We start from the raw sequence: 12124 nt of genomic DNA, 5'->3' as shown, positions 1-12124 counted from the left end.
GTAAAACCAACCAGAATAGTTGTTCTGACATCCTGTGTTTCTGACTGAAGGGGCAAATTAACCGATGCACCTTATGTCCGGTGAAATGGCGCACCAGGTTAAAAAACACTTTTAAATCATATAAATGATAGATTTCAAACTTTCTCCCTGGGGAGAGGGAGAAAAACACTGAGCAGCGCCCTCTCTCCATGGCAGAGGATGAGTGTGAGAGGAAAATTCAGGGTGAAAAGAACGCACCGAACTGTTCCCTCTCCCACAGGGAGAGGGTTAGGGTGAGGGGAAATTTACGCAATCGTCACTTTGCTATCCAGATAGACATCCTGCACGGCATTAATCAGTTTCACGCCATCGGCCATCGTCTTTTTAAACGCTTTGCGACCGAGGATGAGCCCCATGCCGCCCGCGCGTTTGTTGATAACCGCCGTGCGCACCGCGTCGGTTAAATCGGTTTCACCGCCCGCCGCACCGCCGGAGTTGATAAGCCCCGCACGCCCCATATAGCAGTTCGCGAGCTGGTAGCGCACCAGATCGATAGGGTTATCGCTGGTCAGCTTGCTGTAGACGCGGTCGTCCGTATAACCAAAATTCACCGCTTTGTAGCCGCCGTTGTTCTCGGCCATTTTCTGCTTCACGATATCCGCGCCGATAGTAGCCGCCAGATGGTTGGCCTGGCCGGTAAGATCCGCAGAAACGTGATAGTCCACGCTGTCTTTTTTGAACGCATTATTGCGCAGATACGCCCACAGCACGGTCACCATACCCAGTTCGTGCGCGCGCTCAAACGCCGCTGAGATCTCTTCAATCTGCCGACGCGACTGCTCAGAACCAAAGTAAATCGTCGCCCCAACCGCCACCGCGCCCATGTTGAAAGCCTGCTCCACGCTGGCGTAGAGCGTCTGGTCATATTCGGTGGGATAACTCAGCGTCTCGTTGTGGTTCAGCTTAACGAGGAAAGGAATGCGGTGCGCGTAGCGGCGTGATACCGAAGCCAGCACGCCGTAGGTCGACGCAACACAGTTGCAGCCCGCTTCTATCGCCAGCTCGACAATGTTCTTCGGATCGAAATAGAGCGGATTCGCCGCAAAGGACGCGCCAGCAGAGTGCTCCACGCCCTGGTCAACCGGTAAAATCGACAGATAACCGGTTCCGCTCAGTCGTCCGGTGTTATAAAGCGTCTGCATGTTCCGCAGCACTGCCGGTGGCCGGTTGTTATCAATCATGACGCGGTCAACGTAATCATGGCCTGGCAGATAGAGCTGTTCGGCTGGAATAGTCATACAACGATGCTGTAAAAGGCTGTCGGCGTCTTTGCCAAGCAACTGCGCAATATCAGTCATAGTGATGCTCCCGTAAGTTCCGACGTCGTGTCGGATCGAGTGAACCAAACCCAAATTTCATGGGCAGACTAAGCCTGGTACCGACGCAACAGAATTTCCACCGCCTGCGTTTTTTTTCAGTACATCGTGCTGGCGCGTTTGGTGTACAACAAACCGTCAAATTGTTCAGACATTCACCGCAACGTACTTCAATGATTTATCTCCAGCGCGTGGTTATACGACAGCGCAAACACTGGATATGTCACTGTGAGCTGGGGCTTTGCTTATACAGTCGCACCGGGAAATACATGTCGTCAGTCACCCTGGTGGCGACTGCGCGCCTCGCACACAAACACATATCAAGCGCTTCGGCAGTCGCTGAGCGATTAACCGGGTATATGCTTGTCCCCTCTCTTTATCTCCGGCCGAAAATTCTTATCCAGGGTATATGTTCGTGGCACTACCAACTACCACCACGCATGAAAATGGTGCACCGGCCCAATACCGTGGCCGACTTCAAGGCTGTCTGCTTTTTCCAGCGCGTGCGACAGCCAAATTTTGGCCTCCTGCACCGTATCCCCCCAATTGTCGTGACGCGGGCGGAGCGCAGCCAGCGCTGCCGATAGCGTGCAGCCAGTGCCATGGGTGTTTTTGGTCATGACGCGTGGAGCGGTAAATCGCTGGATACCTTCATGCGTGAAGAGCCAGTCCGGGCTTTCAGGATCGTCCAGATGACCGCCTTTCATCAGCACTGCCTCGCAGCCGAGCGCCTGAAGCGCACGCCCCTGCTCTTTCATCTCTTGCTCATTGCGGGCATGAGGCGCATCCAGCAGCGCCGCCGCCTCCGGCAGATTTGGCGTGATCAGCGCGACGTTCGGCAGAAGATGTTTTCGCAAGGTTTCGACAGCCGCAGGAGAAAGCAGCGGGTCGCCACTTTTCGCCAGCATCACCGTATCAAGCACAACGTTTTTTACGCGATAGTGTCTGAGACGCTCCGCAACCGCTTCAACAATATCAGTCTCGGCAAGCATGCCGATTTTGGTGGTATCAATGCGGACATCGCTGAACACTGAGTCCAGTTGGGCACCGACAAAATCCGGTTCCACACGGTACACCGACTGCACGCCGCGCGTATTTTGCGCCACCAGTGCGGTAATGACTGAGCAGCCATACGCTCCAAGGGCTGAGAAGGTTTTCAGATCCGCCTGAATCCCCGCGCCGCCGCTCGGGTCCGTGCCAGCAATGGTTAATGCGTTAATACGTTTCATGCCTGCGCCTCCAGGTTCCAGAGCGCGTCAATAAACGCGCTGGAAAAGCTCCCTGGCCCGCGGCTTTGTTTGACGGCAACGCTACCGGCTTGCTTCATAAACCCGCATGCGGCGGCAACATTGTCCAGCCGGTCGCCCGGCAATGAACAGCTTGCCGCGACAACGGCCGAGAGCGCACAGCCTGTCCCCACGACGCGCGTCATCATCACATCGCCGCCAGTGATGGTCTGCGTACGTTGCCCGTCGGTGACGTAATCCACTTCGCCCGTCACAGCAACAACGGCGTGAGTTTGTCGGGCAAGAGCAATGGCGGCAGGCAACGCGCTGGAAGCGGTATCGGTGGTATCAACGCCTCGCCCCCCCGCGCTCATACCGGCAAGCGCGAGAATTTCAGAGGCATTACCGCGTATCGCCGCAGGTTTGAGTGAGAGGATTTGATGGCAAAAACGGGTGCGATACGACAACGCGCCCACGGCCACGGGATCCAACGTCCAGGGCTTTCCAGCGGCCATTGCACCTTCGATTGCCCGACGCATCGCCTGCGCGCGCGGCGCGGTCAGCGTGCCAACATTGATCAGTAAGGCATCAGCCATCGCTGCAAATTGCTCTGTTTCTTCGGCTTCAATCACCATCGCGGGAGATGCGCCAAGTGCCAGCAAAACGTTGGCCGTAAAGGTTTGCACCACATCGTTGGTCATGCAGTGTGTGAGCGGGGAACGCGTGCGGAAGTGATGTAAGGCGTGTAAATCAAGTCGGTCAGGCTGCATGTTTCGCTCCTGCCTTGCGAGAAGAAGCGATAACCTTAACAGTCACCTGACTTCCCTACGCTGGCATTATCCAGATCAGGTGGTACGGGTATTTCTCAGCCTTCACGTAGAAGGGCACCCCGAGTCAAATTACCTAAAACTTCAGTAATATGGGCAGCGTAGAGGAAGTAATTATCGAATGCAAGTCTCCTGGACCGCTCTTTTCCGGTCAAGAAAATACTGTAAACATTTATTATTATTGGCCTATTTAGATTGAGTTATTCCTTATATGTGTAGACATTTAATGTCATTGATTTTTTGGGATAAATAATCTAAGCCTAAGTATTAAACACACATTGCGCTTTACTTTCCAGTCTATTTAAAAAAGTAAAATCAATTAAAACAATCAATTATGTGAAACGCCAGATAAATACCAGATTTTATACATTCGTATTTTTCGTGATCTAAATCAAATATAAAAGGGGCGGATTACTGGATAGTTGTGCAAGGTAACTACTTCGTTTCTCTGTAAGAGACGCTCTAACTGAATGACATCCTGATAATGTGGTAGCAAATGTTAAAGCTTATTATTGCTTCGGCAATCGTATCAATCTCCCTTGTCGCCACAGGTGTTTTCATCGGTGTGATATATAAAAACACGGTTATCAGCATGGCTGGCAATTGCATAAATGAATAACTTAAATTTTATTATTTTGTCATTTTAAAAATGAATATTTCACTTAGCGTGATCTGCCAATATAAATAACCTGCAAAAAGTCAGGTTATTTCGCCGTGTCGTTTGATAAAAAAATAAATAATATTAGGGTCAATGAATGAAGAAGATGGTGTTAGCTGTTTTAGTCTGCGCCGTAGCACTTTCTGGTTGTACGACAGAATCGCAACGTATTGCCAATTGCACAAACACCGGCGTCAGCCTGGATACGTGTTTTAAAGTTGATCATGATAATCAAAACGTTAGCCGCGCGGCAGCGCTCCAGAACGCGTACAAACGTTCAGATGAATACGCAAAGCAATACGATAATAAGCATTATCATCATGGTGTTGAATAACATGCACAGGCCGCACACGTTGCCGATCCGCTACGTGAAGCGTCATTCTCGGCAAACGGTATTAAGGCCACGGTCAGCAATGGTTTCTTTACTGCCACCATTAACGGGAAAAAAGCCACAGTAAAACGTTTCAATGCCAATGCCTACGAAATTAAAGGCGCGGGATATGTTCTTTCTATTACCCTGGATGAAAACGGAATTACCGACGCGTCATGGAATAAAACCCATGGCAGAGACAATGGATGACTTCAGGTCGTTCAGAAGTAACGCATGGGCTGCTGAAAAGCCGCCTTTTTCGCTTTCATCAACGCGGCTTTTGAGTATATAAATCGGTGAGATTTTTTTCTGTGTTTTGGCACAGTAAAACCACAGCAAAAACATTGTGTTACACCCCCTCCCCCAACACCTTTACATTGTAACAAAACAGTAAACAAATTAACCATTGAGCCACGCGCCAAAAGGCTCTATATTGGCCGCGTTTTTTACCTGACCCATCCTTAACTAACTATTTATTCAATCGAGGCGTATAAACAGCCCCGGTTGTAGGAGTGATATGATGACGGATAAAGTCCGTATTGACACTGTAGATGCCCATAAAAGCAACGAAACCTATCTGGCCCGTCAGGCCGAGTTTGAATCGAACGTCAGGAGTTATCCTCGCAAGCTGCCTTTAGCAATTACTAAAGCAGACGGCGTATGGATTACCGATGCAGATAATAAAGAATACCTTGACTGTCTTGCAGGCGCTGGCACCCTCGCGCTTGGCCATAACCATCCTGATGTGCTGAAAAGCATCCAAAATGTCATTACTAGCGGCTTGCCGTTACATACACTGGATCTGACGACTCCGTTGAAAGACGAGTTTTCTGAATACCTGCTCTCCCTGCTGCCAGGCCAGGGTAAAGAATATTGCCTGCAGTTCACCGGCCCGTCTGGCGCTGACGCCGTTGAAGCCGCGCTGAAACTGGCGAAAAAAGTGACCGGCCGCAGCAGCATTATTAGTTTCTCCGGCGGCTATCACGGCATGACCCACGGCGCGCTGTCCGTGACAGGTAACCTGTCACCGAAAGAAGCGGTCGATAACATGATGCCAGAAGTGCAGTTCATGCCTTATCCACACCAGTACCGCTGCCCGCTGGGCATTGGCGGTGACGCGGGCGTGAAAGCACTGACTTACTATTTTGACAACCTGATCAACGACGTTGAAAGCGGCGTGCGTAAACCTGCGGCCGTGATTCTGGAAGCTGTTCAGGGTGAAGGCGGCGTGAATCCGGCTCCGGCTGAGTGGCTGCAACGCATCCGTAAGGTGACTCAGGAACACGGCATTCTGCTGATCCTTGATGAAGTTCAGGCGGGCTTTGCACGTACTGGTAAGTTCTTTGCCTTTGAACACGCCGGTATTGAGCCAGATATCATCGTCATGTCTAAAGCAGTCGGTGGCGGTCTGCCACTGGCCGTTCTCGGTATTAAAAAGCAGTTTGATGCCTGGGCGCCAGGTCATCATACCGGTACTTTCCGTGGTAACCAGTTGGCGATGGCGACTGGCCTGACGACGCTGAAAATCCTGAAAGACCAGAATATTGCCGACAAAGTGGCTGCACAGGGTGAGTGGCTGAAAGGCCAGCTGGCTGAATTGCAGAAACGCTATCCGGTCATCGGCCACGTACGTGGTTTAGGCTTGATGATCGGTATTGAGATCGTGAAACCAAACGAAGCGCCTGACCATATGGGCAGCTTCCCGGGCGATGGCGAGTTGTCCGCACTTATCCAGAAAAAATGCTTCGAAGCAGGTTTGATTCTGGAACGTGGTGGCCGCGATGGCGTCGTACTGCGTCTGCTGCCGTCTCTGCTTATCAGCGAGCAAGAGCTGAAAGTCTTCCTGGATAAATTTGAGCAGGCCCTGCTTGCAGCGGGCGTTCGCCCCGCGTAAACGGAGTTAGTGAATACGATGTCTGATTCAAACCCAATTCTGTCGTCGTCGGCACAGAGCATCGAAGCCTATCAGCAGGCTATCGAGCAAAGCTCTCAGGCGGTGATGCAGTGGCTACAGCAGTCTGAAATGTATCAGGGGAAAAGCGTTGCCGAACTGCGCGACAATATTTCCCTGAATTTCGGGCAGAAAGGTCTCGGCAACGAAGCGGCTATCGCGCGTGCTGTTGAGTATTTCCTGAAAGACAGTCTGTCAGTGCACCATCCGCAGTGCGTAGCGCATCTGCATTGCCCAAGTCTGGTAGTCAGCCAGGCGGCGGAAGTGCTGATTAACGCCACTAACCAGAGCATGGATTCCTGGGACCAGAGTCCTTCAGCGACCATTATTGAAATGAAGCTGATCGACTGGCTGCGTACCCGTGTTGGCTATCAGTCCGGCGATGCAGGCGTATTTACCAGCGGCGGTACCCAGAGCAATCTGATGGGGCTGATGCTGGCACGCGATGCCTTCTTTGCGGCCAAAGGTCATTCGATCCAGCAGGACGGTTTGGTTGGCGATCTGCGTAAAATCCGCGTGTTATGTTCTGAAAATGCACACTTCTCAGTGCAGAAGAATATGGCCCTGTTGGGTCTGGGCTATCAGTCTGTCATCCAGGTGAAAACTGACGATTGCTCACGTATGGATCTGAACGATCTGGCCGCAAAAATTGCGCACTGCAATGCCAACGGCGAGCAGATTCTGGCAATCGTGGCAACAGCGGGTACTACCGATGCGGGCGCGATTGATCCACTGCGCGCAATTGCTGAGATGGCTGCAGAACAGCAGATTTGGGTGCATGTCGATGCGGCATGGGGCGGCGCGCTGCTGATGTCAGAGAAATATCGCGACTATCTTGACGGCATTGAGCTGGTGGATTCCATCACTCTGGACTTCCACAAGCAGTTTTTTCAGACCATCAGCTGCGGTGCGTTTTTGCTGAAGGAAGCGCGTCACTACGAGCTGATGCGTTACCAGGCGGCATACCTGAACTCTGAGTTCGACGAAGAGCAAGGCGTACCGAATCTGGTGTCCAAATCATTACAGACCACGCGTCGCTTTGATGCGCTGAAACTGTGGATGAGTCTGGAAGCGTTGGGTCAGGAGCAGTATGCTGCGATTATCGATCATGGCGTTACGCTGGCACAGGAAGTGGCTGTGTATGTGCAGAACCAGAACGCACTGGAACTGGTCATGCAGCCGCAGTTGGCCAGCGTGCTGTTCCGCTTCCGTCCCGAGCACGATCTGAATGATGCAGCGATTGCGTTGTTGAATCAGAAAATTGGTGATGCGCTACTGGATTCTGGTCGTGCAAACGTCGGGGTGACCGAGCACAACGGTGTGACTTGCCTGAAACTGACTCTGCTGAATCCAACGGTAACGCTGGATGATGTCAAAGTGCTGCTTTCACTGGTAGAACGCACTGCGCTAGAAATCCTGGCAAGATAATCTTGCTTGTGCCCCTCTTCTCGTGGAGAGGGGCACAATAATAGTCAATCGAAAGTCCCGTCTACACGCATGCCGACGCTGAAAATTTCCCGCCCGCTGCGCTCAGAACACGTCATTCATTTTTTACTTTTCGGCCGACTGGCTATACTCATACTGGCTATAACCCGTTGTGTAATAAATGGCCGCGGATTTAACAACATCATTCAGAATGGCGCCGTCGATAGCTACACCTGCCAGTTGAAGGCGTTTAATACATGCCTGCATCTCTTTTACGCTGGTCATAGCAAATCTCGCCACCAGCAATGTCGTGCCGGCCCTTCGTCCGACGAGCGACGCATCCGTAACCGCAAGTATCGGTGGGGTATCGACAATGATTATTTCATAATGATCGTTCGCCCATTTCAATAACTGCTGTAAACCATCCCCAATGAGCAGTTCGGAAGGGTTGCCCGGCACCTGGCCGCAGGTCAGCACATCTATGCCACCGCGGGCATAGTGCTGTATGGCGTCCTGATACTCCACTTTGCCCGCTAACACGTCAGCCAGACCGCGAGTGTTGGTGAGTGAAAAAATCTGATGGACATATCCTTTGCGCATATCTGCATCAATAAATAAGACCTTTTTCCCGGCCTGCGCAACGATGGCGGCAAGTGACGTCGCCACGAGTGTTTTACCGCAATCCTGCGTAGGACCGGTCAGCATAATGACGTGATTTTTGGCCTCCATCATGGTGAAATGCAGACTGGTGCGCAAACCACGAATAGCCTCAACAAAGACATCAACCGGCCGGTCCACGGGCAGGAAAGGCACATTTATTGTTCTGTGATTCCAGCGTTCGCTGATGAACCGCTTACTCCGCAAACGCGTCTTTTTCCACAGCCATACGGAACGCGGCAACGTTGCAAGAACCGTTATCCCCTGCATTTCAAGTTGCTCAGGCGTTTCAATACCCCGTTTCACGGCCATACGCACTATGACAATGCCCACTGAAAGGACGAAGCCCAACAGGCCCCCTATTAGCACGATTAATCCTTTCTGAGGTTTAATCGGTTCAGGCTGTGTTACTGCTGAGTCAATAATCCGGACGTTACCAATTGCGCTCGAACGCGAAATACTGAGCTCTTGCTGGCGCGTCAGGAGCTGTTGGTAAATCGCGCGGCCGGAATCAACGTCCCTGCTCAAGCGCAATATTTCCTGTTGCGTTGAAGGCATCGAGGTCACACGTTTATTAAGGCGTGCTTTTTCACTTTCAAGTGTTTGCCGCTTTTCAATTAATGCCCGGTAAGTCGGATGATCCTTTTTGAAAAGCTGAGAGATTTCCGCTTCGCGAAACGTCAGTTCATTCAGTTGGTTATCAGCGTTAACGATCTGCTCCAGAACTGATTTTGCCTCCAGGGTTAAGTCAACGGAATCACGTTGTTTACGATAGCTATTGAGCCGCTCCTCAGCCACATCCAGATCCGCTCGGATTTGTGGCAATTCCCGCTGTAAAAATGCCAGACTTTTCGCATCCTGCGCGGCCTGACGATCAATGTTTTGGCGTAAATAATTTTCTGTAATGCTGTCCAACGTCCTGGCAATCAAGTCGGGATCTGGACCCGTTAGCGATAGATTAAGCACGCCACTTTGCTTGGCCGCTTCGATTACAATAAATTGATTATTCAGGGCATTGATGGATTCCAGCTTCGATTGTTCATTCAGGATGAACTGCGCTCCGGGTGACCCATCCATTGCGTTTACCCAGAGTGACACACCATTCTTTTGAAAATACTCACCCACCACGCCTTCGCCTTGAAAACCATCACCTTCAATACGATAGTTCTTTGAATCCAGCACTGTCAGCGTCAGCGGCCGAGCCTTACCCTTCGCAGCGGGTATATGTAAATTGATCAGACTCAACGTGGCCAGTTTGCGCCCCGTCATCCGCCCCCAAAGACGTCCAAACACCGGGAAATAATAATTTTTAACGTCATAGTTCAGATGAAGATCGTCAACCGTTTTGCCGAGGATCATGCGTGATTTGAGCAACTGGATTTCAGGTAACGCATCGGGGGAAAGTTCCGGGTTCAGTTCGCCGAGATTTTTAAGCAGGCTGTTATCCTGTTTACCCTCGATTTGAACCATGGCGTCTGCCTTGTAAATCGGCGTCGCCATAAAAGCGTACAGTCCAGCGATGAAAGTAAATAGTAAGGTAAGGCACAAAATCAGAAGGCGATTGTCAATCATTACGCCCAGCAAACGAACGAGATCAACTTCCTGATTTTCATTCGTTGCGGCATAACTGTTTGTAATATGTGAAGACATTGATGCTTAATTCCTTTAGTGACTCAGTCGTTGAGTCCATTCCTGACTCGCCTTGCCAAGCAGATCAAATACGTATTCATACGCTTCGTGACTTTTACGAAACGGATCGGGAATCTCACGGGGTCGTAGCCATTGTCCAAACAGAAGAGAACGGCCCCTGATTTCAGGCGCAATTGATGAAATATGGTTAAGATGTTCCGGTTCCATCGCCAAAATAAGGTCGTATGCGCGCATCAACTCGAGGGTAAGTTTTTGCGCGATATGGCCTTCAAGCGAAACACCGTGTAACGCGGCCACCTCTTGGGCTCGCGCGTCCGCTGATTGACCGACCAGGCCACTCACGCCAGCAGATGCCACGGTTAAACCAGGCATCTGCTGACGTAATAAGCGCTCACCTATAGGCGAGCGGCATATATTTCCGGTGCAAACGACCAAAATGGAGTTAATCATTACTACGGCCACGTTCTAATATACCGAACAGTTTCAGTCAGATCATGTACGCCACTGATAGTCGGAACGAGTTGGGAGATGACACGATTCCATTGCGATACTGGGGAAGTTGTCACGTAAACAATATCGTAAGGCTGTAACTGGAATTCAGTACCCATTACCAGGGCTGAAGCATCTTTGGCATTGAGTTGGTAAATACTGGCGATTTTTCCTGTTTTCGCGGTTTTAGCTTGAGAGCGAATGACAAAGATGCCCGTTGCATCCGCCATATCCTGATTGAGCCCGCCGGCATTTCCTAACGCTTCCGCGAGCGTCATTCCGCTACGATCCATCTTAAATGTGCTCTGTTTGACAACTTCTCCCATCACGAAAACTTTCAGCGCATCGTTGCGTGGGACAAATAAAATGTCGCCCGGATAAAGCAGTTTATTTTGCGTGAGATCGCCATGTTGCATGAGCGCATAAAGCGAAATATGGCTGTCCTGCCCGTTATGCGTCAGCACAACATCACGCCAGTCAGCATCAGGAGATAACCCCCCTGCTGCGTTCACTGCATCCATCACAGTCAGCGGAATATTCGTGATCGGTTGTTGACCAGATTTAACAACTTCTCCTGTCACATACGCTTTTTGAGAGCGGAAGGACGCCACGCTGACGTCCACTTGCGGACTTTCGATCACAGAATCCAGGCGAGCCGCAATCTCATCACGAATTTGAGACACCGTTTTACCGGCAACGTGTAATTTGCCGATATAGGGGTAGAAAATAGACCCATCTGATGCGACCCAGTTACCGGTATCGCTCGCACTGCGATATTGCCCCGCAGGAGTAGTGAGTTCCGGGTGATCCCAGACAGTGATCGTGAGGATGTCCCCGACGTCGACGTGGTATTCCCAATTCTTTAATCGCTCATCCAGACTAGGATTTGACTGAGATTTCAACGTCTTTGGACGTAACGCATCAATGAGAGAAGGCGTAATGGTATACACATCGACTTTTTCATTAATATTAAAATTTTCATCCGTTGCGGAAATGATATTTTTATCTGATACGTCAAGATCTTGCCCCGGCAAAGCCGCGCACCCGGTCAAATGACTTATTATCAGTGTTATTACTGGCAGCGATATTTTATTTTTCATGTAAATAGCGAGGTCTTTATATCAAAAAAATTATTAGGATTTGCTGCTTAATGACAAGCAAGTGACACATTTCATTTAAGTATTTTCAATAAGTTAAACAAAAAACCTATCAGGCAACGGACAAAATAAAAAATGTTTTAGCAAAACATCGCAAGCCACAATCTTGTCAGCTTAAAATCATGCAGGATATTCGCATGAATTTTGAATACTAGAGCATCGTGTTAACAAATTCATTCACTGAAGTGTCCAGTTTTATACTTTTATTCATTTCCAAAATGTACCTCATGAATAATAATTTTCATGATTTAATTGGCATCAATATATTCCCGCAAGAAATGAATCATTCCATGTGCAAACCTGCCCAAATTTGTTACATTTTTTATCGAACAAGCGCAGCCATGACATTTAAAATAGGC

10 protein-coding genes, 1 pseudogene and 1 riboswitch are annotated in these 12124 nt (G+C 50.1%); of the genes and pseudogenes, 4 read left to right on the top strand and 7 right to left on the bottom strand.

The features are described from left to right. Positions 1-284 precede the first annotated feature (284 nt). The 3 genes from fbaB to thiM all read right to left on the bottom strand — a co-directional run bounded on the left by fbaB (position 285) and on the right by thiM (position 3351). Positions 285-1337, bottom strand: a complete 1053-nt coding sequence (gene fbaB, locus ACKI5T_RS13980) for a class I fructose-bisphosphate aldolase (RefSeq protein ID WP_407438180.1) — start codon at positions 1335-1337, stop codon at positions 285-287. A 446-nt stretch (positions 1338-1783) separates the two neighbouring features. Further along, positions 1784-2584 carry a bifunctional hydroxymethylpyrimidine kinase/phosphomethylpyrimidine kinase gene (gene thiD / locus ACKI5T_RS13975; RefSeq protein WP_407438178.1) on the bottom strand — a complete coding sequence of 267 codons (801 nt, stop codon included), beginning with the start codon at positions 2582-2584 and terminating at the stop codon, positions 1784-1786. Further along, positions 2581-3351, bottom strand: coding sequence for a hydroxyethylthiazole kinase (gene thiM, locus ACKI5T_RS13970; protein WP_407438176.1), 771 nt, complete (start codon positions 3349-3351; stop codon positions 2581-2583). The genes thiD and thiM overlap by 4 nt, the downstream gene beginning before the upstream one ends. Positions 3352-3386: 35 nt before the next feature. Beyond that, positions 3387-3483: riboswitch (TPP riboswitch) on the bottom strand. 680 nt (positions 3484-4163) lie between these two features. Between thiM and ACKI5T_RS13965 the strand changes: the two genes are divergently transcribed. Further along, the gene (locus ACKI5T_RS13965; protein WP_407438174.1) at positions 4164-4400 is read left to right on the top strand and encodes a hypothetical protein; all 237 of its coding nucleotides are present in this window, start codon (positions 4164-4166) and stop codon (positions 4398-4400) included. Further along, positions 4401-4646, top strand: a pseudogene (locus ACKI5T_RS13960) (hypothetical protein); the annotation flags it as partial. Here ACKI5T_RS13960 and ACKI5T_RS13955 read toward each other — a convergent pair. Next, positions 4611-4781, bottom strand: coding sequence for a hypothetical protein (locus ACKI5T_RS13955; protein ID WP_407438172.1), 171 nt, complete (start codon positions 4779-4781; stop codon positions 4611-4613). The pseudogene ACKI5T_RS13960 and the gene ACKI5T_RS13955 overlap by 36 nt on opposite strands. Positions 4782-4953: 172 nt before the next feature. On the opposite strand from ACKI5T_RS13955, the gene ACKI5T_RS13950 reads away from it, so the two are divergent. Together ACKI5T_RS13950 and ACKI5T_RS13945 are read left to right on the top strand one after the other, a co-directional pair. Further along, complete coding sequence (locus ACKI5T_RS13950) at positions 4954-6330, top strand: diaminobutyrate--2-oxoglutarate transaminase (RefSeq protein WP_407438170.1); 1377 nt, start codon at positions 4954-4956, stop codon at positions 6328-6330. An 18-nt stretch (positions 6331-6348) separates the two neighbouring features. Beyond that, on the top strand, positions 6349-7815 hold the full coding sequence (locus ACKI5T_RS13945) for a pyridoxal phosphate-dependent decarboxylase family protein (protein WP_407438169.1): 1467 nt from the start codon (positions 6349-6351) through the stop codon (positions 7813-7815). 123 nt (positions 7816-7938) lie between these two features. Here ACKI5T_RS13945 and etk read toward each other — a convergent pair whose 3' ends face one another. From etk to ACKI5T_RS13930, 3 genes are read right to left on the bottom strand one after another with little or no spacing between them, the layout of a single operon-like run. Then, positions 7939-10119, bottom strand: coding sequence for a tyrosine-protein kinase (gene etk, locus ACKI5T_RS13940; RefSeq protein ID WP_407438167.1), 2181 nt, complete (start codon positions 10117-10119; stop codon positions 7939-7941). Between the two features lie 15 nt (positions 10120-10134). Beyond that, entirely contained in the window at positions 10135-10581 is a 447-nt protein-coding gene (locus tag ACKI5T_RS13935) for a protein tyrosine phosphatase (protein ID WP_407438166.1), read from the bottom strand. Further along, the gene (locus ACKI5T_RS13930; protein ID WP_407438165.1) at positions 10572-11708 is read right to left on the bottom strand and encodes a polysaccharide export protein; all 1137 of its coding nucleotides are present in this window, start codon (positions 11706-11708) and stop codon (positions 10572-10574) included. Before ACKI5T_RS13930 ends, ACKI5T_RS13935 begins: the two co-directional genes overlap by 10 nt. Positions 11709-12124 lie beyond the last annotated feature (416 nt).

It is taken from the genome of Lelliottia sp. (assembly GCF_045627565.1).
Taxonomy (GTDB): domain Bacteria; phylum Pseudomonadota; class Gammaproteobacteria; order Enterobacterales; family Enterobacteriaceae; genus Enterobacter.
Note: the sequence above shows the minus strand (reverse complement) of the source record. Positions and strands in the feature narration are given on the sequence as shown.

What these genes read in the sequence shown, in the direction of transcription:
- fbaB (WP_407438180.1), bottom strand. Translation starts at nt 1,337, where the DNA reads ATGACTGATATTGCGCAGTTGCTTGGCAAAGACGCCGACAGCCTTTTA.
- thiD (WP_407438178.1), bottom strand. Translation starts at nt 2,584, where the DNA reads ATGAAACGTATTAACGCATTAACCATTGCTGGCACGGACCCGAGCGGC.
- thiM (WP_407438176.1), bottom strand. Translation starts at nt 3,351, where the DNA reads ATGCAGCCTGACCGACTTGATTTACACGCCTTACATCACTTCCGCACG.
- ACKI5T_RS13965 (WP_407438174.1), top strand. Translation starts at nt 4,164, where the DNA reads ATGAAGAAGATGGTGTTAGCTGTTTTAGTCTGCGCCGTAGCACTTTCT.
- ACKI5T_RS13955 (WP_407438172.1), bottom strand. Translation starts at nt 4,781, where the DNA reads ATGTTTTTGCTGTGGTTTTACTGTGCCAAAACACAGAAAAAAATCTCA.
- ACKI5T_RS13950 (WP_407438170.1), top strand. Translation starts at nt 4,954, where the DNA reads ATGATGACGGATAAAGTCCGTATTGACACTGTAGATGCCCATAAAAGC.
- ACKI5T_RS13945 (WP_407438169.1), top strand. Translation starts at nt 6,349, where the DNA reads ATGTCTGATTCAAACCCAATTCTGTCGTCGTCGGCACAGAGCATCGAA.
- etk (WP_407438167.1), bottom strand. Translation starts at nt 10,119, where the DNA reads ATGTCTTCACATATTACAAACAGTTATGCCGCAACGAATGAAAATCAG.
- ACKI5T_RS13930 (WP_407438165.1), bottom strand. Translation starts at nt 11,708, where the DNA reads ATGAAAAATAAAATATCGCTGCCAGTAATAACACTGATAATAAGTCAT.